Genomic DNA, 26,622 nt, shown 5'->3' with positions numbered 1-26,622 from the left:
GGATAAATGATGAAAAAATTGTTATGGATTAATGGAGAATTTGTAGGTACGGAAAAGTATCTTCCGCTATATAATCCATTTAATGGCGAAAAGATCGCGGAGGTCGCAGCTGCTAGCGACGGAGATGTCCTGAGGGCTATAGATGCAGCTGAATCTGCCGCCAAGACGATGGCGGAAATGGAGGCATTCAAACGGGCCGACATCCTACAGGGGGTCGCAGATCTCATAAAAGAGGAACGTGAAGAGTGCGCCAGGATTATAGCGGAAGAATCCTCCAAGCCTTTAAGGGCTGCCCGGGGAGAAGTAGACCGCACAATCATGACTTATAGCTTCGCAGCACAGGAAGCAAGGAGAATTCACGGAGAAACGGTTCCTCTGGATGCCGCTCCTGGTGGAGAAGGGCGTATAGCCTATACTGTCAAGGAACCACTTGGGGTGATTGCAGCAATTACTCCGTTCAATTTTCCAATGAATCTTGTTGCACACAAGGTCGGTCCCGCACTGGCAGCAGGTAATTCAGTTGTTCTTAAGCCTGCCAGTCAAACACCTCTTTCTGCATATAAAATCGCATCTTACTTCCATAGAGCTGGCTTGCCCGCTGGGGCGCTGAATGTTGTGACCGGAAGCGGCAAAAGTGTCGGAGATGTATTAATAAAAGATGACAGGGTAAAGAAAGTTACCTTCACCGGCAGTCCTGAAGTAGGAAAATATATTCGTGAAAATGCTGGTTTAAAGAAGGTAACTCTCGAACTTGGTTCAAATTCTGCCTTAATTGTCGATGAGGGAACGGACTTGGCAAAAGTGATGCCTCGAATCGTAACTGGTTCTTTTTCAAATCAGGGTCAGGTTTGCATTTCAATACAGAGAATTTTTGTTCATGAGTCAATCTCCGAAGAATTTACAGCTTTATTTATAGAGGAATCGAAAAAACTCAAGGTGGGAAATCCACTTGATGAGGAAACTGATATCTCTGCCATGATTACTTCAAATGATGTAACGAGGGCAAAGTCATGGATTCAAGCGGCAATTGAAAATGGCGCTGAGCTCGCACTTGGCGGTGACAGTGACCAACAGGTACTGTATCCTACCATTTTGCTTAACGCAAAAGAAACCGACAAGATTTCATGTGAGGAAGTATTCGCGCCTGTCGTGCACATCAATACTTTTAGAGAATTTGATGAGGCGATTGCTAAAGTCAATGATTCTCAGTTCGGTCTGCAGGCAGGTGTTTATACAAAAGACCTTAATAAAGCTTTTAAAGCAACAAAATCTCTTCATGTTGGCGGTGTTATGATCAATGACATTCCCACCTTCCGGGTTGACCATATGCCATATGGCGGAGTGAAGATGAGCGGAACAGGACGAGAAGGGATTAAATACGCAATTGAGGAAATGACCGAACTGAAACTTGTTTCATTCAAGCTTGATTGATAGGACTGGCAGCCTGGCCCAAGGGCCAGGCTTTTCAACTATATAATCAGTAAAGGGGGATGCTGTTCATGCATCCAGGTAAAACTTTGGTAGTGTCTGAAGCAAAATATAGAATGACTTTGTACTTAGACAAGCAGAACCGCAGGATTAGGGTTGATGATTATCTAGGTAATTTATCAAGCATGTTAGAAAAAGCAGAAAAGATCGCAGAGGATGAAAATGCAGACAAACTGATCATTAAGGGAAGAAAAGAACATTTTAGCCAGCTGCTTGAAAGCGGCTACCGATTTGAAGCAAGCATTGATGGATACTTTCTCGGCTCTGATTGCTTTTTCTTTTCTAGATTCTTAACTGATGAAAGAAAAATCAGTACGCATTGGACGGAGGAAGATGGGATCATCAAGAGCATCTATCATTTGAAAGAACCCTCGCAGACAATCGCTCCTCCGAAAGCATACGTTCTGAAAAAGATGGAAGCAACAGACGCGGCTGGCCTTTCAGAACTATATAAATCTGTTTTTCAAATTTACCCTACCCCACTAAATAAACCTGATTATATTGTCCAGACCATGCTTGAGGGGACTGTCTATTATGGCTTTATTCATGGTGGGCAGGTGGTAAGCGCTGCATCAGCGGAAGTGAATTTATTTTATAAAAATGCAGAATTGACTGATTGCGCGACCCTAAAAGAACACAGGAAGCATGGCTTGATGAAAATATTACTTGATCGTCTCGAACAGGAACTGGTCGAAAATGGAATATATTGTGCCTATTCCATTGCCAGGGCGTTATCCTTTGGAATGAATGCCGTTCTTTATCAGCTTCACTATGCTTACAGGGGCAGACTAGTTAACAATGTTTTTATTTATGATAAAATCGAAGACATGAATGTTTGGGTGAAAGATTTGGCATCACCGCCAAATTTTAGGCAGTAATTAGACAGTTTTTCGGCACACTGTCATATACTTAATATGGGAGTGTGATAAATTTGAATTCAATTTCCAATGTAACCGAAGAAATACTGAGCGCAATCTTAAAATGTATTGATGAAGCAATCCATGTCGTAAATACTAACGGTATCACGATATTTTATAATGAAGTGGCTGCACAGCATGATGGTCTAGATATAAAGGAGGTCATCGGCAAGCCTTTATTATCTGTTTTTCCATCCTTAAACGAGCAATCGAGCACGCTTCTGAAAGTAATCGAGACAAAAAAGCCGATCTTTAATGAGACTCAGTCGTTCGTCAACCTGCATGGGAGAAAAATAGAAACAGTCAACACCACTTTGCCAATTTTTGTCCAGGGGGAATTGATTGGCGCTGTAGAAATTGCCAAGGATTATTCCCGGATCAAGCAGCTGTCTGAACGTCTTGTAGAGGTCCACAAAAGTCTAAAGCACCGGAGCGGAAAAACACTCAAGCAGCAGGCTGCCTATACCTTCAGTGATATGCTTTCGAAAAATAAAAATTTCGAACAAATCAAGCAGAAGGCTGAGAAACTGGCAAAATCCGACTCTCCGATTCTCGTGTATGGAGAAAGCGGTACTGGAAAGGAACTTTTTGTCCAATCGATTCATAATGCATCGAATCGTTCAGCAGGGCCCTTCATTGCCCAGAATTGTGCAGCCATTCCTGAGAATCTTCTCGAAAGTATCCTATTCGGCACATCAAAGGGTAGTTATACGGGGGCGGTGGACAGGCCGGGTCTATTTGAACTTGCGAATGGGGGAACTCTTTTCCTTGATGAATTAAATTCAATGCCGATTGACCTTCAGGCAAAACTTCTTCGTGTCCTTGAGGATGGAGCGGTTAGAAGAGTAGGCAGCACCAATGTAGTTTCTGTAAATGTCAGGGTCATTTCTGCCATGAATGTATATCCCGGGGATGCGATGGAAAAAAACCAGCTGAGGACAGATTTATTTTATCGTTTAAATGTGCTGACCTTTGAATTAATGCCGTTAAGACAGAGGAAGGAAGATATTTTATATCTATCCCAAATCTTTATCGGCCATTATAACAAGAAGCTTAGAAAACATATTACAGGATTGGATGATCAGGTTACGGCAGTGTTTATAGGCCATCAATGGCCTGGGAATGTACGGGAACTTAAGCATACGATTGAATATATGATGAATGTTTGCGAGGGCCAGGTACTTACTGAAAATGACTTGCCGGTGATGCTCAAACACATGACACCCATGGATGAAATCCTAAAGCCTGTAAGAAGCAACTCCTTCATTTTAAGGGAGCAGCTTAAGAATTTTGAACGGGAACTCATCACAGATGCTCTTGAAGCTTGTAATGGCAATATCCAGAAAGCTGCTGCACTTCTTGATATTCCTAGACAGACCCTTCAATACAAATTAAAAAAGTTAAATGACTGAGAAGATTTTATTGCATTTTTGCACCACTATATAAAATATTGACTCTTTTAATCTGCCGGAATATCAGCAGGTTATTTTCTTTTTTTGAAGGGGATCTTTATCCCGAAATTCTTCCAACTCTATGATAGGGATAGGTTTTATTGATTTTTCAGAACAATCGGTAATTTTGGCACGTAACTTGCATTAGTTATATGTACAAATTACTTAAGGGGGAAATCAGATGAAACAATCTTTATATAAACCTTCGAGACATTGGAAGGACATCGAACTGTGGAAGGATGTAACGGAGGAGCAGTGGAATGATTGGCTTTGGCAGCTGACAAACACGATCCGGACACTTGATGATTTGAAGAAAGTGATTAATCTCACGCCTGAAGAAGAAGAAGGAGTTAGGATTTCCACGAAAACCATTCCTTTAAATATCACACCATACTATGCATCATTGATGAACCCGGACGATCCGCGCTGTCCAGTCAGGATGCAATCAGTTCCAATCTCCAAGGAGATCTACAAAACGAAGTATGACCTTGAAGATCCTCTCCATGAAGATGAGGATTCACCTGTACCAGGTTTGACTCACCGCTATCCTGACAGGGTTTTATTTCTTGTTACCAATCAATGCTCTATGTATTGCCGCTATTGCACACGCAGAAGATTCTCAGGGCAAATCGGAATGGGTGTGGCAAAGAAACAGCTCGATGCAGCGATCGAGTATATCAGCCGGACTCCAGAAGTACGGGATGTATTAATCTCTGGCGGAGATGGACTGCTGATCAATGATAATATCCTGGAATACATTTTGAAAAATCTGCGCGAAATCGATCATGTGGAAATCATCAGGATCGGAACTCGGGCACCAGTTGTTTTTCCTCAAAGAATTACAGAGAAGCTTTGTTCAATCCTCAAAAAATATCATCCTATCTGGCTTAATACACATTTCAATACATCTATCGAAATTACTGAAGACTCAAAGCGTGCATGTGAAATGCTTGCAAACGCGGGCGTTCCGGTCGGTAATCAATCTGTTATTCTAGCTGGAATCAATGACAGCGTCCCAATCATGAAAAAGCTCATGCATGACCTCGTGAAAATTCGAGTGAGGCCATATTATATTTACCAGTGTGACCTGTCCGAAGGCATCGGACATTTCCGTGCCCCGGTGACAAAAGGTCTTGAGATCATCGAAGGCTTAAGAGGACATACTTCCGGTTATGCAGTTCCGACATTTGTCGTTGACGCTCCTGGAGGCGGAGGGAAAATTTCCTTGCAGCCGAATTACTTGATTTCCCAAAGTCCTGAAAAAGTAGTTCTCCGTAACTTTGAAGGAGTCATCACCTCCTATCCGGAGCCTGAAAATTATATACCTGGAAGAGCTGAAGGCTACTTTAAACAGGTTTACCCTGATTATGAAAACAAGAAATCAAATACTGGGATTGCCGCCATCATGAATGACAGTGAATTTAACCTTATTCCAGAAGGGCTGCGCCGGTTAGATCGAAGGGAACAATATGAGGTCGATCCTAATCATGCATCCTTGAAGGATAAACGGGAAAAACGAGATGAACTTAAGGAAAAGAAATTTAAATCGCAGTTGAATAAAACAAATGAAGGACTTGATGGGCAAGGAGCTGTCCCATCTTCCAAAGAATAGGGGGTTGCCTGATGCAAAAATGTGAGTGGTGCAGCAGCGGGAATGTCAAATCAATAACTGACAGTGTTTTTTGGGAGCTGCCTGATGGGTCAAATGCAATTCAGATCGACGAAACCCCAGCAATTCATTGCCTGGATTGTGAAATGACTTATCAAACAGAATTGATCATAAAAGAAATAGAAGATCAGCTATTTTTAATCAATACAAAGAACCTCAATAAAGTGGTCACGTTCGAAGAACTGATGGCGCATCCAAGGCTGCTCAAACGAAATTACTTTGATTTTTCATCATAATAATGTCTTGATTGGCAATTTTCGCAACATCAATTCCTAATAATCGATGTGATAAAAATTACCATTAACAACATATCGTTCACAAAAGTTTCATGATTCCTGTTTATCCTGCTTCCTTTGCCTACTTATAATAGACAGGGGAGTATCGAAATGGGAAAAGGGTGAGAACATGTATATCGCTTTATCGATCATGCTGGTAGCAGCAATGTTTGTCCTGTTTATGTGCGGATATTATGTAAGAGTGATCAAGGAAAAATTTGGCATGAATTGGCTGCATGCTGTACCGATAACGGTAGCCATCCTGATGTTCAATATCATCTGGGCGCTGCTAGAAATGGCAAAATCATCCAGGTGGCAATAAGCTGAAGAGCACCTTCTTAATTGAAGGTGTTCTCAGACTGTAGACAACCTCTATTAAATCGAGCTTGTCTACAGTTTATTTTGGTTGGGAAGTAAAATAGGTCTGTTGATTTCCGTTCCAGGCGCTTTGCTTTCCGCGGGGCTGGCGCTGAGCCTCCTCGTCGCTTCGCTTCTGCGGGGTCTCACCTGTCCAGCTGCGCCCGCAGGAGTCTGCGCGCCTGGAACGAAGGTCAACAGGATTTCAATAACTGATCCGAGATCTGTATCTTTGTCAACAAGCTGAAGAGCACCTTCTAAATTGAAGGTGCTCTTTTTAATGTAAAACAATCTGTTTGTTTTTTCACCTAATTATTGTTTGGCTTGACCGAAACCGATTTACCACTTTTGCATTAAGGTAGACGGGCCAGGTCACAATCCGTTATAGTATTTGAAAAGTGCATTTCTTTAACAATTTTAACAATAGGCAGGCGTTCATATATGTATAAAAGCTTTTACCATTTTTTGATGAAGTATCGAACCATAGCTCCCAAGGATGCAATCAGCAGGTTTGCAAATGATGCTTACAATGATCTTGCTTTCCCTAAAAATGCTACTGATTATCATGAAATCAGTTCATATCTTGAATTAAACGGCCACTATCTGGAAAGCATGGCTGTTTTTGATGAGGCTTGGGAAGAATACCTGATTTCGGAAAGCTAAATTGATTTTTTTAAGGCTCCTGTGCTTGTATTCAGGAGTTTTTTTATTTTTAACTGATTCACAATGATTAATTGCATCAGTGATGTAGCTAATAACAGCTTAAACTTTTGCATTTGCTTCTAAATAACCTTTTTATTATCTTAAAACAATAAATCCTTCCTTTCATCTGGGCGTGACGATTTTCAGAATAATGCATATACTGTTGTAATCACAATTCACGACTCATCGTTGAGAGGATGGAGGAAATGGAAAAACGGAAGAAACCTAAATTTAACATCGGTGATACAGTCGTGATCACTATTTATGGGACTGTGGGGAAAGTGACAGATGTGAAGTGGCTCGACGGACTTCATGTATATGAGATTAACAAAAGTGAGGGTCTGTACTTGGAAACCAGTTTACAGATGCTGTCCGAATATGAAGGGAAGCTTATGGAAAAGGAGCAAATCGATATCGAATACAAATATTTCTTTGGGGATTTGGTCCAGGTAAAAGGGTATGGTTCAGACCTTTTTAAAGTTGTGGGATTCAGAACTGAAATTTGGAGATATAAAGAAGATGCCTGGGAAGATGTTATTTACGAACTTTCCAGGATTAAAGATGGCGAATGGCTTGAAGCTGGTGAGGAAGAATTGACGCTTGTTGCGGACTCGGAAAGTGCCGAAACATTCATTCAGAAATTGGGCCTGCTCTTTTCTTCTAACAAAGAAGTGAAGCCATCGGTCAATCTCGAGAAAAAAACTTCTCCGTCACGGGCAGGCGAAAAGGAAGAATTACGGAAAATTAACCAAAGACGAACAACCATTGATAATCTGCTTGATATTTATAACGATTATCGAATTTTATATAAATGGTTTAATGATGAAGAATATGCTCACGTTATGAGAGTAATTCTGCGCAAGTTATCGATCCTCGTCAATAATGATGGAAAAAGCCATGTTTAAAACAAGTTGAAAAACTGGAGCAGCACATAAAGCATAAATGGAATTCCAGCCACTAATAAGAATTTAAATAAAAAATTCAAGATGTTACCGAATAACTCAAGTACTGCACTATCATCTTTATTTACATCCTCCACAAACATTTCAGCCAGGGTACCCAGTCTCTCCACGCGAATCAACTCCTTGATAAGTTTAATTCATTCTATGCTTGTCCAATTTAGTTAGAACCTATACAAAAATTAAAGCCTATGCTTGGCATGAAACAGGCATGCTTCACATACATTTGAATAAAGGGGGGCGAATCTGTGAAAGAGATTGAGGTTTTTATTGATACAGAGGAAATAGCTGAATTTTTCTTTCATGAACTTGTAAAAAGGGGATACGTTCCCACAGAAGAGGAACTTGAAGAATTGGCAGATATCACTTTTGAGTATCTTATAGAAAAGTGCATTATCGATGAAGAACAGGACATAGACTAGAACTAAATATTTTTAAGGTGGATTCAACTGGGTCTGCCTTTTTTATTGTGGGAAAATGTGCTCTCTAATGAATTTTTAAAAAAATTTCAGAAGTGTGAAACTCTAAGTAAAGAAAAACGTATACATAGTCATGAATTTAAAAAAGAATTCAGGGAGGATAAACAAATGTCGTTATTTAATAAAGTGTTCGCCAGTGTTGGAATCGGGGCAGCGAAGGTTGATACAAGGCTTGAAAAAGATCGCGTTATGCCAGGAGAAGAAATACGTGGAGTTGTTCAAATTCGCGGCGGCAGCACTGAACAGAAAATTGATGATATCTATCTAAGTTTACATACAACTTATATAAAGGAATCAGATGATAAAAAATACACTGCAACTGCTCAAATTGATCGTTTCAGGCTTACTCAGTCTTTCGTGATTAAGGAAAATGAAACAAAAGAAATTCCGTTTTCATTTAGGCTTCCAATGGAAATGCCTTTGTCAATGGGAAGGACAAAGGTTTGGGTAACAACAGGTCTGGATATTAAAAATGCTGTTGACCCTACGGATAAAGATTATTTAACTGTTATTCCAAACCAAGTGATGGATGGGATTTTCAGTGCAGTCAGCGATCTGGGCTTCCGCTTGAGAGAGGCGGAATGCGAAGAAGCACCTAGACATCTCCGCAGACATCTGCCATTTGTCCAGGAATTCGAGTTTGTGCCGGTTTCAGGTCCTTTCAGAGGCAAGCTGGATGAATTGGAGCTTAATTTGTATCCGAATAATGAAAATGAAATAGAAGTATTAATGCAAGTTGACCGCAAGGCTAAAGGTCTTGGCGGATTCCTTTCAGAGGCAATGGGAATGGACGAATCCTATGTCCGGATGACTGTCCATGCTTCTGACCTGCCATCATTAAAGCAGAAAATCCAGGGGGCAGTGGAACGGTATTGCTAAATCATAATAAACTTATTGGAAGAAGACGATGAAGCTAAGCGCTCCATCGTCTTTTTTCTATGCTTTGCTTTTCCGTCCAGTAGCGGAATATTCTTTTCCGTGTGCTTCTTGCTCTGCGATAATTGCTTCAGGCGAGATATGGTTGTTTTTCTTAGGTGAATTGATCCGGTTGCGGTGTTTCTTTCCCATTCTTCATTCTCCTTTAAAGAGCGAAATTTTTAAAAATAAGGTGTAAGAATTTTTTGCAATAGCATTGGCAATGCTATTTCTAGCATTCCCGTCTACAAAATTGTCATGAAACTGAAGATTTTCCTGAGCAGCTATATTATGGTATAGTTTTGTAGTAGCAACCCATAGGATGGAGGATTTTATTATGAGTGTACATATTGGTGCGAAAGAAAATGAAATTGCAGAAACGGTATTGCTTCCAGGCGATCCTTTAAGAGCGAAATATATTGCTGAAACTTTCCTTGAAAATGCACAGCTATATAATGAAGTAAGAAATATGTTCGGTTACACTGGTACATACAAAGGCAAAAGGATATCCGTTCAGGGTACTGGAATGGGCGTTCCTTCCATTTCAATCTATATAAATGAACTAATGAATAGCTATAATGTACAAAACCTTGTTCGTGTAGGTACTTGCGGTGCCATTCAAAAGGATGTAAAGGTTAGGGACGTCATCCTAGCAATGAGCTCTTCAACTGATTCACAGATGAACCGCATGACATTTGGCGGAGTGGATTTTGCTCCAACTGCCAACTTTGACCTGCTGTATAAAGCGTATAACGCTGGTTTGGAAAAAGGCCTGAATCTTAAAGTTGGGAATGTATTTACTGCTGACCAGTTCTACAATGACAATTCTGATTTAGAAAAATGGGCACAATACCAAATTCTTGCGATAGAAATGGAAACAACTGCGCTATACACTTTGGCTGCAAAATACGATCGAAAGGCTCTATCAATCCTTACTGTTAGTGACCATATCCTGACCGGTGAAGAAACTACATCTGAGGAACGCCAGACAACTTTCAACGAAATGATTGAAGTTGCACTAGAAGCCGTAATTAAAGAGTAAGTGAGCATGAAAACCCTTTCCTACTGTGGAAAGGGTTTTTACGTAGGCAAGTTGGTGAGTATCCGTTTACCTCAACATGAAAAAGGACATGAATGGAAAAAAAGGCCATACGAAACTGTTTTAAAAAATGATAGAATGGTGTTATTGCCTCAGAAAGCTAAAGATTGGTGGATAAAATGAAGAAGATTTTACTATTATGCACATTGCCAATATTATTGGCAGGCTGTGCACCTGCAGAAACTTATTTAAAGAAGATCCCTTACATTGGAGAAAAATTTGCTGGACAAGAACAGCAAGCTGACGAACAAGAGAATATATCTAGTGATCCTAATCCACAAGAAGATAACATGAATGAAAATGAAGAAAATGTGGACAAGCCTGCAGATGATGAACTGACGCTTGAAGCTTCGTATTTCAATGTCATTCAAAATGCAGATGGCAGAAATGTTATCCAAAATCCACAAAATACTTTATCCCTTGTTAATAAAGTTTTTGGGTTGCCGGCAAACTATATCCCGGGTGATTTAGTCCGCCCTAATGTACTTTTCTCGTTTGGTGATGCAAAGCTTGAGAAAAGCTTAATGAGACAAGAGGCCGCTGTTGCCCTTGAAAAAATGTTTGCTGGAGCGAAAAACGATGGAATCGAATTAGCCGCTGTCTCCGGGTATCGGTCATATGGACGCCAGGATGCAATTTTTAATGCTGAAATTAAAAGAGTTGGCAAGGAAAAAGCTCTAGAAGCAGTAGCAATACCAGGAAGCAGTGAACATCAAACAGGTTTGACGATGGATATCTCCAGCAGGACAAATGACTTTAATCTTGATGAAAAATTCGCTAAAACTAAAGAAGGAGTTTGGCTTGTTCACAATGCCCATGAGTATGGATTTATTTTAAGGTACCCAAAAGGCAAGGAAGGCATTACCGGCTATATGTACGAGCCTTGGCATTTCCGTTATGTTGGCATAAAGGCTGCTGCAGAGATCTACAAAAACAACTGGACATTGGAAGAATACTTCGATAATGTGAAAAAAATCTAATGAATGGAGAGCCTTGCCAGCTGCTGGAAGGCTCTTTTTGTTGGCTCATGAGAAATGAAAGCTAAATTATATTTTGACTATTACATCTCTTAAAGGTATCAATAAAATAGTTGTATTCGGATAAAGATGCAAATAGATCCTTATAATGGATTGCTTAAATACAAAGCAATAAACAAAAGAGATGAATGTTATCTGATAAGTGACAATTGTTATTGATGAAACAGCAAAAAAAAGTAAACTAAAAATAAACAATTTTTTTAGTTGATTAAATATACTATACTGGGGTATAGTAAAAATATAAGAAAACGTAGGCTATGTTAACTAAAGTATTATTTTAAATTAATTTAGATGAGTTAAGTAAGTGAATGTGTTCAGTCGTGTAAAAGCACAATGTTGCTGATTTGTGTTCTGAAGCAGAGATGAACAGTAAAAATTAACGGATCCGAAATTGTAGAATGATTATCGGAAAACAAAGCGGGGTGTAGATCTTGAAAGAACAATTAAGCATCGAAATAACCGGCATGACTTGTGCCTCATGTTCTACGAGGATTGAAAAAATCCTGAATAAAATGGATGGTGTGGACGCAACAGTAAATCTGGCGATGGAAAATGCTTCAATCATATATGAAACAAATAAAATAAATCCTGATGATATTTTTAACAAAATAAACGACCTGGGATACGGTGTCAGAAATGATAAGGTAGATTTGGACGTTTTTGGTATGACCTGCGCTGCATGCTCCACGAGAATCGAAAAGGTTCTTAACAAAATGGATGGAATGATCTCAGCCAATGTCAATCTCGCTACTGAATCGGCTTCTGTTGAATTTAACAGTGCCATTCTGTCAACAGAAAAGATAATCGGCAAAATCCAGGGCCTTGGATATGACGCAAAGGAAAAAATCCAGCGTGAAGCGAAAGCACAGCAAAAAGAAGAAGAAATTAACGCTAAAAAAAGGAAGTTATGGATCTCGATTCTATTATCTCTTCCGCTTCTCTATACAATGATTGGCCATGCGCCATGGGATACCGGACTCCCAATGCCTGAATTATTGATGAATCCGTGGTTCCAGCTATTGTTAGCGACACCGGTGCAATTTTTTATTGGCGGACAATTTTATGTGGGTGCCTATAGATCACTTAAAAATAAGAGTGCCAATATGGATGTGCTTGTCGCGCTCGGTACATCTGCGGCATATTTTTACAGTCTGGCGGAAGCGATCAAAACGATTGGAAACCTCCATTACCATCCACATCTTTATTTTGAAACGAGTGCCGTCCTGATTACATTGATTTTAGTCGGGAAGCTGTTTGAGGCTTTAGCAAAAGGCCGAACTACAGAAGCGATTTCAAAATTATTGAGCCTTCAGGCTAAGGAAGCGACTGTAATCAGAGATGGGCAGGAAATCAAAATTCCAATCGAAGATGTAAAAGTGGACGATATAATTATCGTCAAACCTGGTGAAAAGATCCCTGTGGATGGAAAAGTCGTATCTGGCCAATCAGCAGTCGATGAAGCAATGATTACAGGAGAATCCATTCCTGTTGAGAAAGCAACAGGTGATCCGTTAATTGGTGCTACAATCAATAAAAATGGAACGCTAACCATGACTGCGACTAAGGTTGGAAAAGATACCGCACTAGCTGGAATCATTAAAGTTGTCGAGGATGCGCAAGGAAGCAAGGCGCCGATTCAGCGTGTTGCCGATAAAATTTCAGGGATATTTGTTCCTGTAGTGGTCGCAATCGCAATTGTCACATTCCTTGTATGGTATTTTGCAGTGATTCCAGGAGATTTTGCATCTGCACTTGAAACAGCTATTGCCGTACTTGTCATAGCCTGTCCTTGTGCATTAGGCCTTGCCACTCCTACTTCTATTATGGTGGGGACAGGGAAAGGCGCAGAAAACGGCATATTATTTAAAGGCGGAGAGCATTTAGAAACGACCCACAAAATTGATGCTATTGTTCTGGATAAAACGGGTACAATTACAAAAGGGAAGCCAACTGTAACTGATATTGAGTTTTTTGGTGAAGAAGGAAAAGTACTTCAATATCTTGTATCCGCAGAAAAGGCATCCGAACACCCGCTTGCAGACGCAATCGTAGAATATGGCAACTCGAAAAGTGTAAAGGTCCTCCCAATGGATGAGTTTTCTGCTGTACCAGGTCATGGCATATCTGCATTGATCAATGGCGAAAAAGTGTTTGTAGGTACCAGAAAGCTAATGTCAAAAGAGGGCATTGAATTTGATCGTTACGAAAATCGGCTCGAACAATTGGAGACAGAAGGCAAGACAGCTATGATGATAGCGATTAATGACAAAATAAATGCAATTGTTTCAGTCGCAGATACTGTCAAAGAATCAGCAAAGGCAGCAATAGAAGAACTAAAGGACCTTGGTATCGAAGTATATATGCTGACTGGGGATAATACCCGCACAGCTAAGGCGATTGCTGCCCAGGTTGGCGTTGAGCATGTCATTGCGGAAGTATTGCCAGAGGAAAAAGCCAATCATGTTAAAGAGCTTCAGCTTAAAGGCAAGAAGGTTGCAATGGTGGGAGATGGTATAAATGATGCCCCGGCACTTGCAATTGCAGACATCGGAATAGCGATCGGTACAGGAACTGATGTTGCCATTGAGGCAGCAGACCTGACAATTCTCGGAGGAGAATTGACGCTGATTCCGAAAGCGATTAATTTAAGCAAGAAAACGATGCAAAACATCCGCCAAAACCTGTTTTGGGCGCTGGCATATAATTCAGCAGGTATTCCTATTGCTGCTCTTGGCTTATTGGCTCCTTGGGTTGCAGGAGCAGCAATGGCGTTCAGCTCAGTTTCTGTGGTGACTAATTCCCTTCGATTGAAGCGGATTAAGTTATAAATTATAAAATGAAAGGAAGATTTATATGGAAAAAACAACTTTAAAAGTATCAGGCATGACTTGCGGCCACTGTGAAAAGGCAGTTAAAACAGCTTTAATGGGTGTTGACGGAGTGGCAAGCGTTATCGTTTCTCTTTCAGAAGGCACTGCCGAAGTCGAATATGACGGTTCAAAAGCAGAAGTAGGCAGAATGAAATCAGCAGTAGAAGATCAGGGTTATGATGTAGAATAGAATGCTTAAGCAGCGGTCTTTAAGACCGCTGCTTTTTTATGTACCGGATACCTTGCCTATTTTTCTGTTAATTTTATTATAAAAATGTTATCCTAATCATTAAGGATTTTAAGCTAGATTTGAAAGTGGTGAAAAGGGTTGGATCAGCAGAATATTAATGAAGAAAACAAAGAAGGAATGAACAGTCCAGAAAAGACACCAGAGACGGAGACCAAAAACAGTTTTCTTCGGATTAAAAAGTTCCACTTTGCAATGCTGTTGTTTTTTCTAGTCTTTTTAACAGCAGGTATCACTACCTTTGCGCTTGCTTTCGGAGAAGACAAGCCCGCGGTGCAGGTTATCAGGGAACGCGAAGAATTTGCAAAACTGTATGATGCATATGACACTTTAAAAAATGATTATTACCAGGATGTTGATCAGGAAAAGCTGATCAATGGTGCCATAGACGGAATGATGGAATCTCTTGATGATCCATATTCTGATTATATGAGCCAGGAAGACGCAAAGAGTTTCCATCAGAGCCTTTCTTCCTCCTTTGAAGGAATTGGTGCCGAAATCCAGGAACGAGAAGGAAATATTTTTATCGTTACACCTTTAAAAGGATCGCCAGCTGAAAAAGCGGGATTGCAGCCAGAGGACAAAATTCTGTCTGTGGACGGAAAGAGTATTCAGGGAATGAGCTCTACCGAAGCAGTGGCATTGATTAGAGGAGAAAAAGGAACAGATGTTAAATTATCTATTTTACGCCAGGGTGCAAAGCAGCCGGTAGATGTAACAATTACTCGTGATACGATTCCAATCGAAACAGTCTATGGTGAGATGCTTGAAAATGGTATTGCTAAAGTTCAAATCACCAACTTCTCGCAAAACACTGCAACTGAGTTAGTAGACGTACTGAATGATATGCAAAAAGAAGGGATGAAAGGTCTTGTCCTTGATTTAAGGCAAAACCCAGGAGGCCTGTTAGATCAGGCTGTCAAAATCTCCAGCCTCTTCGTACCAGAGGGGAAAATCTTGTTCAAAGTGGAGGACCGAAAAGGAAATATTGAAGAATATACTTCTGAGAACAAGAATAATAACAATCTTCCATTGGTTGTAGTCATCGATAAAGGAAGCGCGAGTGCTTCCGAAATACTCGCAGGGGCAGTAAGTGAATCAGCTGGTGTGCCACTTGTTGGAGAAAAATCGTTTGGCAAGGGAACTGTCCAAAGAGCAGAAGATTTTTCAGATGGATCGAATATGAAGTTCACAACAGATAAATGGCTGACACCTGAAGGAAATTGGATTCATAAAAAAGGGATCAAGCCAGACCTTGAGGTACCATTGCCGGAATACGCTTCATTGCCATTCATCGATCCAGAAGCTGAGTTAAAAGTTTCTGTTGCTTCTGAACAAGTCAAAGCTGCACAAAAAATGCTAAAAGCTCTCGGTTTTAATCCTGGAAGAGAAGATGGATTCTTTGATGAAAAGACAAAAACTGCGGTTGTTGCATTCCAAAAATCAAAGAAGCTTGAAGAAAATGGAGTATTAAAAGGTACTTCAACAATTGAGCTAATGAATTCGCTTCGTGAAAAGATCAAAAACGAAGATCCGCAAATTAAAAAAGCAGTGGAAGTGCTTAAGCAGGAAATGAGTAAATAATCAGATCAAATAGTTTTAATAAAAAAATCTCCAGCACCAGCTGGAGATTTTCCATGTTCTATCCAAAAAAGTTAGGTGGAAATTTATATGAAAAAGACAGAGGTTTATATCCTATCCGGATTCCTTGGCACGGGAAAAACCACATTATTGAAACAGATTTTACAGTATGAAAAATCTAATGACAGGTCCATTGCTGTGATGATGAATGAACTTGGTAATGTATCAATAGATTCAGATGCTGTAGAAACAGATGTGCCCTTAAAAGAACTTTTGGGAGGATGTATTTGCTGCACAATCCAGGATAAACTGGAATCCCAGTTACAGGGATTACTTTTCGATAATATTCTTGATGCAATTTACATAGAAACAACGGGGGCAGCCCATCCAGTTGAAGTTCTGGATGCGGTACTATCTCCTTTATTTGCTGAAAAGCTTGAAATGAAAGGGATTGTAACTACGGTTGATGGCACAATGTGGTTAAACAGGAATACATTCAATCCACAAGTGCAGCAGCTTTTGCTTGAGCAGGTAAAGCATGCTGATATAGTGATCGTCAATAAATCGGATATGATGACTGATGCGGAGCAAGCGAAAACCAACATGGATATTCAGTCTTTAAATCCAAAAGCCAAGTGCATTTTGAGTTCATTCTCAAAAATCCCGATGAATATGCTTCAAACGATGTCAGCTTCTAAAAAAGCCGATCGAAAAGAGGCACATGTTCAAACCGATTTGCGTTTGAGTACTTTTGTATTCCAATTTAAGAACGCTATAAGACAAAATGACTTTGAAGCTTTTTTACGGTCATTACCTGATTCGATTTATCGGATTAAAGGCTACATCTTATTCAGCCAATCGGAGTATCCAGATTTATTCCAATATTCATATGGCATGCCACTATATATGAAGGAATATATGAAAATGCCCCTAAACCTTGTTTTTATTGGCCAGGTTACAGATTGGAGCGAAATAGAATCAAAGCTGCGCTGCCTAGAAGAATAATTCTGTTTCAATATCCGCACACTGGGTAAAACATAGTATCTTCAATGGAAAGGATGAGTGTCATGCCTTGGACAAAGAATGATTACCCTGTATCCATGAAAAATCTAGACCCAGATGTACGGGAAAAAGCAATCGAGATTGCCAATGCACTAATCACTGAAGAGCACTATGATGACGGTAAAGCCATTCCGATTGCAATCGATAAAGCAAAGGAATTTGTTTCAAACCATAAGAAAGATTGATTCTTAAGCCCAGCAATGCTGGGTTTTTTCTTTTTTTAAAAGAGCTTACTTGGTTTTTCGGAAGGGAAAATAATGGAAAAAGAGGTTGACGATGAAGCCTATTGGTTACCTGGAATAGTGAAATCTTAGAAAAAGATGGCGACAATAAGGCCTCTTGGTTACCTTTAAAAACATATATTAGAAAAACGGTACTCAATAAGGCCACATGGTTACTTAAAAAACAAATATTGGAAAAAATGATACTCAATAAGACCTCTTGGTTACTTGGAAAAACAGGTATTGGAAAAATTGACACTCAATAAGGCCACTTGATTACTTAAAAAAACATATATTGGAAAAAACGCCACTCAATAAGGTCACTTGCTTACTTAAAAAAACAGATATTGGAAAAAATGATATTCAATAAGCCCTCTTGGTTACTTAAAAAAACAGATATTGGAAAAAGGGGTCACCAATATGTCCTCTTTCTTTCCTAAAAGGAATTTAAAATGAAAAAAACGTGGCTTTCCGAGAATCATTTTGTTTTAAGTATCCTCAAAGAACAATAACAGCATTTTACGAAAAGAGCCATTTTAAAAAAATTTCCAACCTGAATAGTAAAAAGAGAAAACGCAAAAACTTTCATGTAGCGATTTTTTTAAAGCCAAAGAAAAAGAGTTGAGCGATTTGAAAGCATTGAGGACCCTTTTTATACTCAGCATCTTGTTAATTAATAATGGATATGGCATTGAAGCCAAAAAGCAATCAGGTAATCAAAAGGTTCAGATGTACCAATGGGAAGAGGTCAATGACATTCTACCAAAATACAGCAAGTTCACAGTGGTCGATTTGGAAACTGGAATGAAATTTCGTGTCCAGCGGAGAGCAGGAAGCAATCACGCTGATGTACAGCCACTCACCTCTGAAGATACAGCAATCATGAAAAAAATCTATAATGGTCAATGGAGCTGGAAGCGGCGGGCGATCCTTGTCATTTCAGACGAGCAAATGAAAATAGCTGCTTCAATGCATGGTATGCCTCATGGGGGAGGGGCATTGAAAAATAACTTTCCCGGTCATTTTTGTATCCATTTTTATGGAAGTACTACTCATCGGACGAATTTTATGGACCTTTCCCATAAGTTAATGATTTTGAAGGCAGCTGGGAGGCTTGAATTATACCTGGAACAAACTGATCCATATGATTTGATTAACGCCTTTATTGCAGGAATTAAACAGCAGGATCCTAAAATTGTTTCGTATATATCCCTGCAGGAGCAGGACTGGGATACAATACTTCCAAGCATTGATAATGTAAGGATTTCCCGAATGGAAGTATTGCCACATGAGGATATAACGGATGAGCTATCCCTTTCTGTCCCAGTTGAAATTAACTGGCAAATAAAAGGGGTGGGCGGCAGGAATTTTACAGGTCTAATAAAACTTGTGCGATTTATGCCAAACGAACAATGGAAGATAGATTCTGTTCAGTTTCTTAAAGATAATGGAATGAAAGCAACAAAATAAAACGCGGTATTCTAATGACTGTTGTTTGAAATGGATTGTTTGAAAGTAAAACATTGATAATAAGTTGATTGGAGCGAATTGAGAGACTCCTTCAAATGTGCCTGCCGCTTTTCCATCGTGCGTTGCGTACTCCAAGGTACACTCATCAAATCAAAAGAAAAAAGCTTGAGCAAAGGTACTGCACCCCAGAAGTTAGAGTTACAATCTAACTTCTGGGGTGTTTTTGTATGGCAAAGTATGGTGGAAAATTTAAATTAAAAATCGTAAAGGAATATCTAGAAGGTACTATAAGCTATATATCATTAGCTAAAAAATATGGTATCCCTGCTGAATCTCAAATTAGGAGATGGGTTCGTGCTTATAAAGAATTTGGCGAAGACGGACTGCGTAGGAAGCATTCTAAAAAAGTTTACTCTGTCCAATTTAAGTTAAATGTACTAAACTTTATGAAACAGACAGGTGCTTCTTACCAAGATACTGCGATTGTTTTTGAGATGAACAACCCTTCATTAATTAACAATTGGTACAAAACCTTCTTAGAGAAGGGTATAGAGGGCCTGCAAGAAAAAGCGAAAGGGCGGCCTTCTATGTCTAAAAATCATAAAGGAAAATCACTAAAAAAAGAAATAGAGTTATCTCGTGAAGAACTATTAGAACGTGAAAATGAACTTTTACGTTTAGAGAATTCATATTTAAAAAAGTTAAACGCTTTTCAGGAGAATCCGAATGCCTTCCTCGAAAAGCACAAGCAGCGTTGGCATTTGAACTCAAAGAAGAAGGATTCAGATTAAAAGATATATTAGTAGTAGTAGATATTCCAGAAGCAACTTATCATTATCAAGTGAAGCAATTGAAAAAAGATGATCCAGATAAAGAGTGGAAGGAACTAATTACTGATCTATTTCAAAAGCACGAGGGTAAATACGGATATCGTCGCATTTATTTAGAGTTAAGAGGACAAGGGTATGTGATTAACCATAAAAAGGTTCAACGAATAATGAGTGTATTGAATTTAAAATGTGAAAAATTCACACGTAAATCTCGTTATAAATCATATAAAGGTACAGTTGGTAAAGTAGCCAAAAACCGCTTGAATCGTAGATTCAATACATCTATCCGCCTGCAAAAACTAGTAACGGATGTGACCGAATTTAAATGTACTGATGACCAAAAGCTATATTTAAGTCCTATAATGGATTTATACAACGGTGAAATTATCTCTTTTGGTATATCCAACAGACCAACATTGGACCTGGTTTTAGAGCCATTAAATAAAGCTATTGAAATCATTAAGGACGAAGCAGAATATCGTACAACGATACACTCGGATCAAGGTTGGCATTATCAACATAATACCTGGGTAAAAACATTAAAGAGAAATAAAATCTTTCAAAGTATGTCTAGAAAAGCAAGCTGTGCAGATAATGCGGCAATGGAAAACTTCTTTGGGATTCTCAAACAAGAAATGTATTACGGAGAAGACTTAGTGCCTTATGAAGAGCTGAAAAGGAAAATAGAGGAGTATATATATTACTACAATAATGAACGTATTAAAGTAAAACTGGCTGGTTTAAGTCCAATACAATACCGAACTCAAACCAGCCAATTAGCTGCATAATAAAAACTCTAACTTTGTGGGGTCACCACCAAATCAAGCTTTTTTTTGGTGTAACCTGTAAACCTGTTTGATTTTCAAAATTAAACCATCCGCAAATGCATTTCTTTTTATTGTAAGATTGGATCGTAATCAAATTTTAAAAAACGTATTTAACTTTTAAAGTGAATCAGTAGCAAAGATTAATGCTCACCAAACTTTGCGAAGGTTTTTTCATCTTCTACCAATCCACAAGCAGCACATTGTATTTTTAATTCTGGCCCCCGGTAAGGGAGATGAAAAGGTTCAAGCTGGTCATTAGAGTATTGTTCAACAACTTCACCAGATTGTGGGTTTAATTTAACTGCTTGCGGTACTTGTGTAATCATATTAAATCTTGTACGGTTTGTTTTACAATTAGGACATCGGTATGGGGTACTCATTTTGCACTCTCCTTTTTGTAATTTAGTTTTATTTTTTGCAATGTAAAGCGGATTTATGTAAATATACTAGAGTGGGTTTGTACCGCCATTTGAATCAGGAGGCGAAACTATGCAAACAGAGCTTTATGATAAATTATTGAAGGAATACAGGGAGCTATGGAATAACCGAAGATTGGAGGCGGAAGAAAGTCCTGAATTTATACTTAAAGAAGCTATAGCAAGAGATTTAAGAGATGAAAACTCACATCCAAGAGCAAGAAGGACGTTAATGGAAAAATATTTTCTCGCTACAAAGAGAATCCTTGAATCATCTATATCACATGAAAGTAAAATTTTGCTTATTCAAATGCACATAATGAAAACAGAAGAAATTAAAAACAGCGGGGAATAAGAGGATAGAAATATTATGATATTTGATAAAAGGAGAGAGCTGATTTTTCTCCTCCTTTTATTTCATTTGAATTTTAAAGAATATTAATAAATTGATCGTGTATTTCTATTGCTTTTATACCCCTTATGGTATATTATAGTTATTGTAAGTTCACTAATGAACAAGATATTACAAGAGGTGAAAAGTAATTGCTCACAGGTATTATCATCAGTCTCTTTTTCGTTACTTTATATTTCAACCGATACGTTCCAGTAAGAAATGTGCCAGCAGTTGATCCTAAGGAAAAGGATGCGGTTTTTGTTGACCTTCGTGATTATCAAGACTCAGCAAATAATCCTTTCATTGGAGCAATCAACATCCCTTGCGGATATCTAAAAAGGTATATAAAAGAAATACCCGACCAGCAGATTGTCATCATTGCCTCCAACGAAGTAGAAAAGAATTTTGGTGCAAGACTCCTAAAAAAATATGGTTTCAATGTAAAAGGGTATACAATTACAGGCCCATCACAATAGGAGGTGGCTAAATGGAGTACAATAAAGAGATTTTAAATCGTTTAAAAAGAATTGAAGGTCAAGTAAGAGGAAGTATTCGCCTGATTGAAGAGCAGGATGAATGTAAATCTGTAGTCACTCAGCTCTCAGCAATTCGTTCAGCAGTTGATCGGGCTATTGCTTTAATTGTCAGCAAAAACCTTGAGCAATGCCTAATAAATGATTTGCATCAAGGCAGAGAAACTTCACAGGCAGTAAATGAAGCAGTTGAGCTACTTGTCAAGAGCAGAAAATAATCTTTTTCTTTTCTTGACAAGTACATTTTTGTCACTTAAAATACCCATATAGGTATTTTGTTGAAATTAAAAACTCGAATAAAGAGGTGTATAAAGAATGGATGTAGTAATGAACGTATTGATCGTAATTCTCGCAGCAGCGTTTTTATGGAGCAGACTTGCACCGACCAAGGGAGTAAATAATATTACAACAGATCAGTTACGCGAAATGATGAAAACAAAGCAGGCTGGAACACAATTCATAGATGTGAGGACTCCTGGAGAATACAAAGGCAATCATATCAAAGGCTTCAAAAACCTTCCGCTTCAACAGTTAGGCAGCAAAACTGGCGAATTATCAAAGGATAAAGACGTTGTAGTGATTTGCCAGAGCGGTATGCGCAGCAGCCAGGCCAGCAAGTTGTTAAAGAAAGCCGGCTTTAAAAATATCACAAATGTAAAGGGCGGCATGAGCGCCTGGTAAATACTAAAGGGGGAAGTAAAAATGCGTCAGATGACACCTGTAGAAGTACAAAACGGATTAGGAAAAAATGAATTTGAAGTAGTAGACGTTCGCGAAGTAAGTGAAGTAGCAGAAGGGATCATTCCTGGAGCTTTACACATTCCACTTGGTCTTCTAGAGTTCAGAATGAATGAACTTGATAAGAATAAAACCTACGTTATCGTTTGTCGTTCAGGCGGCCGCAGTTCAAGAGCAACCCAGTTCCTTGAATACCAAGGTTTTAATGTGATTAACATGCAAGGCGGTATGATGTCCTGGCAAGGACCTACACAATAATAAGAATTACAGATGATAGAGCCAGTCACACTGTCTCTATTTTTTTTATGCACTTCTAAAGTCTTTTTTAAACTTTGTTGCATTCTCAAGTGAAAATCAGCACCTTGGTTTTACGAGTTTAATGTGAATTTAGTTCAGAAGTCTTCTCGAAAAAGCAACGATACCATTAATAATTAAGATACAAGTACTTGTTCGAAAAGAAACAATCAATGCGAAAACAATCTTTATAAAAGAAACATCATCTTAAAAGATCCACATTTATATAAATGTGTTGCAAGCCTGAAAAACAAATGGTTAAATTAAGGAAAGAAGATTTCGACAATTAGCAGCAAGGAGGAATTCTGATGTCAGCTTTTAGCCGCGTGGAGTTAGAACTTGTGCAAAAAGAAGTATCTTTCGACAGAATCTTTGATATTCTGGTTAAAGGATGCTGGATTGAAGAAAATGATCTTAATTGCCTGGTAACAGTTGATACTATTCAGTTTAAAGGTGGTTTCCATGATTCTTTTTTTAAGATTATGTTATTGTTTGACCAATTGATTATTGAGTCAGACAGTCCATGGGAGCTGGAGGTACTCACTGAAGAATTAAAAAAAATTGCTATTAAAAAACCTAGTTTGGTCAAATAATGATACATATTTCAGGCTTGCCGTTTTAAATGGCAAGCATTTTTATTGCGCAGAAAAATAGAGGTCACTGGGATTCGATTTCATAGATTTATCACATATTACAGATATAATTTTATGAGATACTAGTGAAAGAAAGGAAGTAAAATATGAAGAAAATTTTTATGCTGGTCACAGCTGCTTTCACTATATTTTTAACCGGATGTTCCTTTGATACTTTTGAGCCGATTCCGGGTAAATCGTCTTTTATTTCTACAATCAACATTAAAGACATGACAATTTCTTTTTATGATTTGGAAAAGGATATGCGGCTTCCAGATTGGAAAGTGGACAAGCCGTATATAGGCGGAATGATCTTTCCAAACAAAGATACATTGCTTCTTTACGGAAATACACTGGATTCTGTAGATTTGTATTCATTAAGCAAAGGGAAGAAAATCGGGTCCTGGGAAACTGGTAAAGGAATCGTAAACGGAATATTAGTTCAGAATGGTTCGGAAATCGCTTTAGCTGATCAGGAAAGAGATAGTATTCGATTTTACAGCCTTGAAGGAAAAGAAATAAAAGAGAATAAAACGGAAAAAGACCCTTTGACAATTCTTGAGAATGAGCAAAAACTATATGTAATAAGTTTCAATCATAAAATGTTAAGTATTATTGACATGAAGAATAAAGTACAACTGCCAGGATTTGAGATTCACGCTGCAGCAGCAGGCGGATTATTGAACCAGCAAAAAAGAGAACTATGGATCGGAGGCCATGGAGAAGGTACGACAGTGGAAGAACGAATCCACGTATATGACCTGAAAAGCGGTAAATTGAAAAAAGAGATTGCTGCCCCTGCTATGCCAGTTAATTTTATTAAGGATAAGGATAGCATATACGTACTAAGCCATGGATCTAACATGTTATATAAATTAGGAGAGAATGGGGAGATAAAAGCCTCAATAAAAGTAGGGGCAAATCCATTCGAAATTGAGATGTTTGATAATAAACTAATCATTGCTGGCTATGACAGCAATGATTTATATATTGTTAATCCTGAAAATTTAAATGTCGAAAAAACGGTTAGGGTTGGAAAAGGACCGTTTCAAATAGTTACAAGGGAGAGATAAAAAGTGAATCCCATTCATGTTCTAATAATTGACGACGAAGAAGATATGCGCAATCTTGTTCAAATGTACCTTGAAAATTCAGGTTTCCGCTGTGTTCATGCCTCAGATGGCACAGATGCCCTAAAAAGCATGAAGGAAAAGAATTTTGATTTGGTGATTTTAGATATCATGATGCCTTTTGAAGATGGTTATGTGGTGGGCAGCAAGATTAGAGCGTTCTCGCAAGTTCCAATCATTTTTTTATCTGCAAAAGGGGAAGAATGGGATAAAGTGAGGGCGCTGCAGCTTGGCGGCGATGACTATATTGTAAAACCCTTCAGCCCAGGTGAACTTGTTGCAAGAATTAATGCAGTACTGCGAAGGACTGCACATGCCAAAAATGATGAAGAAAGAGTGAGCCTTGGAAAAATTACGATTGATAAAAAGGGCAGAAGCGTTAGCGTGGAAGGTGATGCAGTTGCTCTTACACTGAAAGAATTTGAATTACTGGTATTTCTTGTCCAGCACCAGGGACATGCTTTAAGCAGAGAACAGCTGTTGGAATTCGTATGGGGTATGGATTACCAGGGGAGCTTAAGGACGGTTGATACCCATATAAAGACTCTTCGAATGAAACTGGGAACAGGCGACTATATTCAAACAATCTGGGGTGTGGGCTATAAATTTGAGGTGCCGGAATCATGACTTCTTTTTCGGATAGCCTGTTTAAAAAACTATGGCTGACGGTTACTGCTACTATATTAGTGACAGTGTTGTATTCATTTTTATTATCCTATCTCTTTTATGAAAAGCTATATGTAGATATTGTTGAAAAATCCCTTATTGAGGAAGGAAACAGGCTGGCTAGTGATTATACTGGGGGGCCATTGACGAATGAACTAAAAGAGAGGATTGAGTGGTATAACGAAAAATCTGAATCTGAAGTTTTCCTTGTAAGCAATCCCAAGGAACTCAGCGCCTGTTTGCCCTATGCTATTGATTACGAAACTTTGATTGGCAAGGAAGAGCGTGAACAGCTATTAAACGGGGAACCTGTGTTTAAATCAGGCTTCGAAGAGAGGTTTGGCAGAAAAATCCTTTCTGTGGCAATTCCTCTTCTGGATAATAACAGGCTTGAAGGAATTATCTACTTATATGTCCCCCTGGCTAAAATATCAGAATTGACGGTAGACTTTTCGTTTCTCTGGCTAATAGGAGGAGTGACATTCATCGTAATAGCTGCCTTTCTTGGGTTCAAGATGCTCCACAAGCTTACGAGGCCTCTTGCTGCTATGAAGGAGGCAGCCGAAAAGGTATCTATAGGAGATTATTCAGCAAGGGTAGTCATCCAATCGAAAGATGAAATTGGCCAACTGGCTAGAGCATTTAATCATATGTCTGAATCCATACAAAAAGAAGATGAAAAAAAGCGAGAATTTCTTGCTGATGTTTCTCATGAACTGAGGACACCGATCAGTTATATAAAAGGATATAGTGAGGCTCTTGAAACGGGAATGATTACGAACTCAGTTGAGCAACAGAAGTATTTGAAGCTGATCAACAGGGAAGCGGGCAGGATGGTGAAAATTGTTGCTGATCTCCTTGATTTATCCAGACTGGATGCGGATGAATACAAACTGATAAAAAGCCCTTTCTCTCTCGCTCAGTTAATAGAGGATTTTGTTATTAAATATGGTCCTGCACTAGAAGAAAAAAAGATAGCCTTATCTCTTGAACTGGATCCGGATATTGTAATCAATGGCGATGAGGGAAGAATGGAGCAGATTTTCCAAAACCTCATCGACAATTCCATTCGCTATACAGATTGTGAAGGCAACATCTCCATTAGCCTTTCAAAACATTCATATAGCTGTCTGGTGGAAATAAAAGATACTGGAATCGGCATTCCGGAAGAGGATATTAAAAACCTCACGAACCGTTTCTACAGAGTAAACAAAGGAAGGTCAAGGACAGACGGGGGAACCGGCCTGGGACTAGCTATTGCTGATAAAATCGTCCAATTACATGAGGGGAAAATGGAAATTGCCAGCAAACTGGGTGAAGGAACAACTGTTAAGCTTTATTTCCCTATATTACTTATATAAAT

The 26,622-nt window shown here is 38.8% G+C and carries 32 protein-coding genes; 29 read left to right on the top strand and 3 right to left on the bottom strand.

Features of this window, described 5'->3' with window-relative positions; genetic code table 11:
* Positions 1 to 9: 9 nt before the first annotated feature.
* The 8 genes from AABM38_RS14775 (at position 10) to AABM38_RS14740 (ending at position 7,764) form a co-directional block, all read left to right on the top strand.
* On the top strand, positions 10 to 1,431 hold the full coding sequence (locus AABM38_RS14775; RefSeq protein WP_423410751.1) for an aldehyde dehydrogenase family protein: 1,422 nt from the start codon (positions 10 to 12) through the stop codon (positions 1,429 to 1,431).
* A 68-nt stretch (positions 1,432 to 1,499) separates the two neighbouring features.
* A complete protein-coding gene (gene ablB / locus AABM38_RS14770; protein WP_423407120.1) occupies positions 1,500 to 2,366 on the top strand; it encodes a putative beta-lysine N-acetyltransferase in 867 nt (288 codons plus the stop codon).
* Positions 2,367 to 2,419: 53 nt separating this feature from the next.
* Complete coding sequence (locus AABM38_RS14765; protein ID WP_423407119.1) at positions 2,420 to 3,817, top strand: sigma-54 interaction domain-containing protein; 1,398 nt, start codon at positions 2,420 to 2,422, stop codon at positions 3,815 to 3,817.
* Between the two features lie 220 nt (positions 3,818 to 4,037).
* The gene (gene ablA / locus AABM38_RS14760) at positions 4,038 to 5,468 is read left to right on the top strand and encodes a lysine 2,3-aminomutase (RefSeq protein WP_423407118.1); all 1,431 of its coding nucleotides are present in this window, start codon (positions 4,038 to 4,040) and stop codon (positions 5,466 to 5,468) included.
* An 11-nt stretch (positions 5,469 to 5,479) separates the two neighbouring features.
* Positions 5,480 to 5,761, top strand: a complete 282-nt coding sequence (locus AABM38_RS14755) for a YokU family protein (protein WP_335375554.1) — start codon at positions 5,480 to 5,482, stop codon at positions 5,759 to 5,761.
* Positions 5,762 to 5,930: 169 nt separating this feature from the next.
* Positions 5,931 to 6,122 (top strand): hypothetical protein, encoded by a 192-nt coding sequence (locus AABM38_RS14750; RefSeq protein ID WP_423407117.1) that lies wholly within the window; start codon positions 5,931 to 5,933, stop codon positions 6,120 to 6,122.
* A 476-nt stretch (positions 6,123 to 6,598) separates the two neighbouring features.
* On the top strand, positions 6,599 to 6,820 hold the full coding sequence (locus AABM38_RS14745; RefSeq protein ID WP_423407116.1) for a YozE family protein: 222 nt from the start codon (positions 6,599 to 6,601) through the stop codon (positions 6,818 to 6,820).
* A gap of 245 nt (positions 6,821 to 7,065) precedes the next feature.
* The gene (locus AABM38_RS14740; RefSeq protein ID WP_423407115.1) at positions 7,066 to 7,764 is read left to right on the top strand and encodes a hypothetical protein; all 699 of its coding nucleotides are present in this window, start codon (positions 7,066 to 7,068) and stop codon (positions 7,762 to 7,764) included.
* Here the strand turns inward: AABM38_RS14740 and AABM38_RS14735 are convergent.
* On the bottom strand, positions 7,761 to 7,931 hold the full coding sequence (locus tag AABM38_RS14735; protein ID WP_423407114.1) for a hypothetical protein: 171 nt from the start codon (positions 7,929 to 7,931) through the stop codon (positions 7,761 to 7,763). The two genes, AABM38_RS14740 and AABM38_RS14735, sit on opposite strands and share 4 nt — an antisense overlap.
* 135 nt (positions 7,932 to 8,066) lie before the next feature.
* On the opposite strand from AABM38_RS14735, the gene AABM38_RS14730 reads away from it, so the two are divergent.
* Entirely contained in the window at positions 8,067 to 8,240 is a 174-nt protein-coding gene (locus AABM38_RS14730; protein ID WP_423407113.1) for a YozD family protein, read from the top strand.
* 165 nt (positions 8,241 to 8,405) lie between these two features.
* Positions 8,406 to 9,176 (top strand): sporulation protein, encoded by a 771-nt coding sequence (locus AABM38_RS14725; protein WP_423407112.1) that lies wholly within the window; start codon positions 8,406 to 8,408, stop codon positions 9,174 to 9,176.
* Between the two features lie 57 nt (positions 9,177 to 9,233).
* On the opposite strand, the gene AABM38_RS14720 is transcribed toward AABM38_RS14725, so the two are convergent.
* Positions 9,234 to 9,365: a hypothetical protein gene (locus tag AABM38_RS14720; RefSeq protein ID WP_335375547.1), complete on the bottom strand. Its 132-nt coding sequence runs from the start codon at positions 9,363 to 9,365 to the stop codon at positions 9,234 to 9,236.
* A 184-nt stretch (positions 9,366 to 9,549) separates the two neighbouring features.
* Between AABM38_RS14720 and deoD the strand changes: the two genes are divergently transcribed.
* From deoD to AABM38_RS14670, 10 genes are all read left to right on the top strand, one after another.
* The gene (deoD, locus tag AABM38_RS14715; RefSeq protein ID WP_423407111.1) at positions 9,550 to 10,254 is read left to right on the top strand and encodes a purine-nucleoside phosphorylase; all 705 of its coding nucleotides are present in this window, start codon (positions 9,550 to 9,552) and stop codon (positions 10,252 to 10,254) included.
* Positions 10,255 to 10,430: 176 nt separating this feature from the next.
* Positions 10,431 to 11,291, top strand: a complete 861-nt coding sequence (locus AABM38_RS14710) for a M15 family metallopeptidase (RefSeq protein ID WP_423407110.1) — start codon at positions 10,431 to 10,433, stop codon at positions 11,289 to 11,291.
* 521 nt (positions 11,292 to 11,812) lie between these two features.
* Entirely contained in the window at positions 11,813 to 14,176 is a 2,364-nt protein-coding gene (locus AABM38_RS14705; RefSeq protein WP_423410750.1) for a heavy metal translocating P-type ATPase, read from the top strand.
* Positions 14,177 to 14,201: 25 nt separating this feature from the next.
* Complete coding sequence (locus AABM38_RS14700) at positions 14,202 to 14,408, top strand: cation transporter (protein ID WP_423407109.1); 207 nt, start codon at positions 14,202 to 14,204, stop codon at positions 14,406 to 14,408.
* Between the two features lie 177 nt (positions 14,409 to 14,585).
* A complete protein-coding gene (locus tag AABM38_RS14695; protein ID WP_423410749.1) occupies positions 14,586 to 16,049 on the top strand; it encodes a S41 family peptidase in 1,464 nt (487 codons plus the stop codon).
* An 87-nt stretch (positions 16,050 to 16,136) separates the two neighbouring features.
* Entirely contained in the window at positions 16,137 to 17,051 is a 915-nt protein-coding gene (locus AABM38_RS14690; protein ID WP_423407108.1) for a CobW family GTP-binding protein, read from the top strand.
* 62 nt (positions 17,052 to 17,113) lie between these two features.
* Positions 17,114 to 17,293, top strand: a complete 180-nt coding sequence (locus AABM38_RS14685; protein ID WP_423407107.1) for a hypothetical protein — start codon at positions 17,114 to 17,116, stop codon at positions 17,291 to 17,293.
* 666 nt (positions 17,294 to 17,959) lie between these two features.
* Positions 17,960 to 18,799, top strand: a complete 840-nt coding sequence (locus AABM38_RS14680; protein WP_423407106.1) for a hypothetical protein — start codon at positions 17,960 to 17,962, stop codon at positions 18,797 to 18,799.
* Between the two features lie 227 nt (positions 18,800 to 19,026).
* A complete protein-coding gene (locus AABM38_RS14675; RefSeq protein WP_423407105.1) occupies positions 19,027 to 19,590 on the top strand; it encodes a helix-turn-helix domain-containing protein in 564 nt (187 codons plus the stop codon).
* The gene (locus AABM38_RS14670) at positions 19,488 to 20,417 is read left to right on the top strand and encodes an IS3 family transposase (protein WP_423410710.1); all 930 of its coding nucleotides are present in this window, start codon (positions 19,488 to 19,490) and stop codon (positions 20,415 to 20,417) included. Before AABM38_RS14675 ends, AABM38_RS14670 begins: the two co-directional genes overlap by 103 nt.
* Before the next feature lie 179 nt (positions 20,418 to 20,596).
* Here AABM38_RS14670 and AABM38_RS14665 read toward each other — a convergent pair whose 3' ends face one another.
* Entirely contained in the window at positions 20,597 to 20,836 is a 240-nt protein-coding gene (locus AABM38_RS14665; RefSeq protein WP_335375539.1) for a DNA alkylation repair protein, read from the bottom strand.
* Between the two features lie 109 nt (positions 20,837 to 20,945).
* Between AABM38_RS14665 and AABM38_RS14660 the strand changes: the two genes are divergently transcribed.
* From AABM38_RS14660 to AABM38_RS14620, 9 genes are all read left to right on the top strand, one after another.
* Complete coding sequence (locus tag AABM38_RS14660; protein ID WP_423407104.1) at positions 20,946 to 21,227, top strand: hypothetical protein; 282 nt, start codon at positions 20,946 to 20,948, stop codon at positions 21,225 to 21,227.
* Positions 21,228 to 21,415: 188 nt separating this feature from the next.
* Positions 21,416 to 21,742 (top strand): sulfurtransferase, encoded by a 327-nt coding sequence (locus tag AABM38_RS14655; protein ID WP_423407103.1) that lies wholly within the window; start codon positions 21,416 to 21,418, stop codon positions 21,740 to 21,742.
* A gap of 11 nt (positions 21,743 to 21,753) precedes the next feature.
* Positions 21,754 to 22,017, top strand: a complete 264-nt coding sequence (locus AABM38_RS14650) for a metal-sensitive transcriptional regulator (RefSeq protein ID WP_423407102.1) — start codon at positions 21,754 to 21,756, stop codon at positions 22,015 to 22,017.
* Between the two features lie 97 nt (positions 22,018 to 22,114).
* Entirely contained in the window at positions 22,115 to 22,480 is a 366-nt protein-coding gene (locus AABM38_RS14645; RefSeq protein ID WP_423407101.1) for a rhodanese-like domain-containing protein, read from the top strand.
* A gap of 21 nt (positions 22,481 to 22,501) precedes the next feature.
* On the top strand, positions 22,502 to 22,795 hold the full coding sequence (locus AABM38_RS14640) for a rhodanese-like domain-containing protein (protein WP_423407100.1): 294 nt from the start codon (positions 22,502 to 22,504) through the stop codon (positions 22,793 to 22,795).
* A gap of 344 nt (positions 22,796 to 23,139) precedes the next feature.
* Positions 23,140 to 23,424, top strand: a complete 285-nt coding sequence (locus AABM38_RS14635; protein WP_423407099.1) for a hypothetical protein — start codon at positions 23,140 to 23,142, stop codon at positions 23,422 to 23,424.
* A 146-nt stretch (positions 23,425 to 23,570) separates the two neighbouring features.
* Positions 23,571 to 24,536, top strand: coding sequence for a YncE family protein (locus AABM38_RS14630; RefSeq protein WP_423407098.1), 966 nt, complete (start codon positions 23,571 to 23,573; stop codon positions 24,534 to 24,536).
* A gap of 45 nt (positions 24,537 to 24,581) precedes the next feature.
* Entirely contained in the window at positions 24,582 to 25,220 is a 639-nt protein-coding gene (locus AABM38_RS14625) for a response regulator transcription factor (protein ID WP_423410748.1), read from the top strand.
* On the top strand, positions 25,217 to 26,620 hold the full coding sequence (locus AABM38_RS14620; protein WP_423407097.1) for a sensor histidine kinase: 1,404 nt from the start codon (positions 25,217 to 25,219) through the stop codon (positions 26,618 to 26,620). Before AABM38_RS14625 ends, AABM38_RS14620 begins: the two co-directional genes overlap by 4 nt.
* Positions 26,621 to 26,622: the final 2 nt, after the last annotated feature.

This window comes from Heyndrickxia sp. MSNUG, from assembly GCF_049532715.1.
Taxonomy (GTDB): domain Bacteria; phylum Bacillota; class Bacilli; order Bacillales; family Cytobacillaceae; genus Mesobacillus.
This window is presented reverse-complemented; position numbering and strand designations above follow the sequence as displayed.

What these genes read in the sequence shown, in the direction of transcription:
- AABM38_RS14775 (WP_423410751.1), top strand. Translation starts at nt 10, where the DNA reads ATGAAAAAATTGTTATGGATTAATGGAGAATTTGTAGGTACGGAAAAG.
- ablB (WP_423407120.1), top strand. Translation starts at nt 1,500, where the DNA reads ATGCATCCAGGTAAAACTTTGGTAGTGTCTGAAGCAAAATATAGAATG.
- ablA (WP_423407118.1), top strand. Translation starts at nt 4,038, where the DNA reads ATGAAACAATCTTTATATAAACCTTCGAGACATTGGAAGGACATCGAA.
- AABM38_RS14755 (WP_335375554.1), top strand. Translation starts at nt 5,480, where the DNA reads ATGCAAAAATGTGAGTGGTGCAGCAGCGGGAATGTCAAATCAATAACT.
- AABM38_RS14750 (WP_423407117.1), top strand. Translation starts at nt 5,931, where the DNA reads ATGTATATCGCTTTATCGATCATGCTGGTAGCAGCAATGTTTGTCCTG.
- AABM38_RS14745 (WP_423407116.1), top strand. Translation starts at nt 6,599, where the DNA reads ATGTATAAAAGCTTTTACCATTTTTTGATGAAGTATCGAACCATAGCT.
- AABM38_RS14740 (WP_423407115.1), top strand. Translation starts at nt 7,066, where the DNA reads ATGGAAAAACGGAAGAAACCTAAATTTAACATCGGTGATACAGTCGTG.
- AABM38_RS14725 (WP_423407112.1), top strand. Translation starts at nt 8,406, where the DNA reads ATGTCGTTATTTAATAAAGTGTTCGCCAGTGTTGGAATCGGGGCAGCG.
- AABM38_RS14720 (WP_335375547.1), bottom strand. Translation starts at nt 9,365, where the DNA reads ATGGGAAAGAAACACCGCAACCGGATCAATTCACCTAAGAAAAACAAC.
- deoD (WP_423407111.1), top strand. Translation starts at nt 9,550, where the DNA reads ATGAGTGTACATATTGGTGCGAAAGAAAATGAAATTGCAGAAACGGTA.
- AABM38_RS14710 (WP_423407110.1), top strand. Translation starts at nt 10,431, where the DNA reads ATGAAGAAGATTTTACTATTATGCACATTGCCAATATTATTGGCAGGC.
- AABM38_RS14705 (WP_423410750.1), top strand. Translation starts at nt 11,813, where the DNA reads ATGACTTGTGCCTCATGTTCTACGAGGATTGAAAAAATCCTGAATAAA.
- AABM38_RS14700 (WP_423407109.1), top strand. Translation starts at nt 14,202, where the DNA reads ATGGAAAAAACAACTTTAAAAGTATCAGGCATGACTTGCGGCCACTGT.
- AABM38_RS14695 (WP_423410749.1), top strand. Translation starts at nt 14,586, where the DNA reads ATGAACAGTCCAGAAAAGACACCAGAGACGGAGACCAAAAACAGTTTT.
- AABM38_RS14690 (WP_423407108.1), top strand. Translation starts at nt 16,137, where the DNA reads ATGAAAAAGACAGAGGTTTATATCCTATCCGGATTCCTTGGCACGGGA.
- AABM38_RS14685 (WP_423407107.1), top strand. Translation starts at nt 17,114, where the DNA reads ATGCCTTGGACAAAGAATGATTACCCTGTATCCATGAAAAATCTAGAC.
- AABM38_RS14675 (WP_423407105.1), top strand. Translation starts at nt 19,027, where the DNA reads ATGGCAAAGTATGGTGGAAAATTTAAATTAAAAATCGTAAAGGAATAT.
- AABM38_RS14665 (WP_335375539.1), bottom strand. Translation starts at nt 20,836, where the DNA reads ATGAGTACCCCATACCGATGTCCTAATTGTAAAACAAACCGTACAAGA.
- AABM38_RS14660 (WP_423407104.1), top strand. Translation starts at nt 20,946, where the DNA reads ATGCAAACAGAGCTTTATGATAAATTATTGAAGGAATACAGGGAGCTA.
- AABM38_RS14650 (WP_423407102.1), top strand. Translation starts at nt 21,754, where the DNA reads ATGGAGTACAATAAAGAGATTTTAAATCGTTTAAAAAGAATTGAAGGT.
- AABM38_RS14645 (WP_423407101.1), top strand. Translation starts at nt 22,115, where the DNA reads ATGGATGTAGTAATGAACGTATTGATCGTAATTCTCGCAGCAGCGTTT.
- AABM38_RS14640 (WP_423407100.1), top strand. Translation starts at nt 22,502, where the DNA reads ATGCGTCAGATGACACCTGTAGAAGTACAAAACGGATTAGGAAAAAAT.
- AABM38_RS14635 (WP_423407099.1), top strand. Translation starts at nt 23,140, where the DNA reads ATGTCAGCTTTTAGCCGCGTGGAGTTAGAACTTGTGCAAAAAGAAGTA.
- AABM38_RS14630 (WP_423407098.1), top strand. Translation starts at nt 23,571, where the DNA reads ATGAAGAAAATTTTTATGCTGGTCACAGCTGCTTTCACTATATTTTTA.
- AABM38_RS14625 (WP_423410748.1), top strand. Translation starts at nt 24,582, where the DNA reads ATGCGCAATCTTGTTCAAATGTACCTTGAAAATTCAGGTTTCCGCTGT.
- AABM38_RS14620 (WP_423407097.1), top strand. Translation starts at nt 25,217, where the DNA reads ATGACTTCTTTTTCGGATAGCCTGTTTAAAAAACTATGGCTGACGGTT.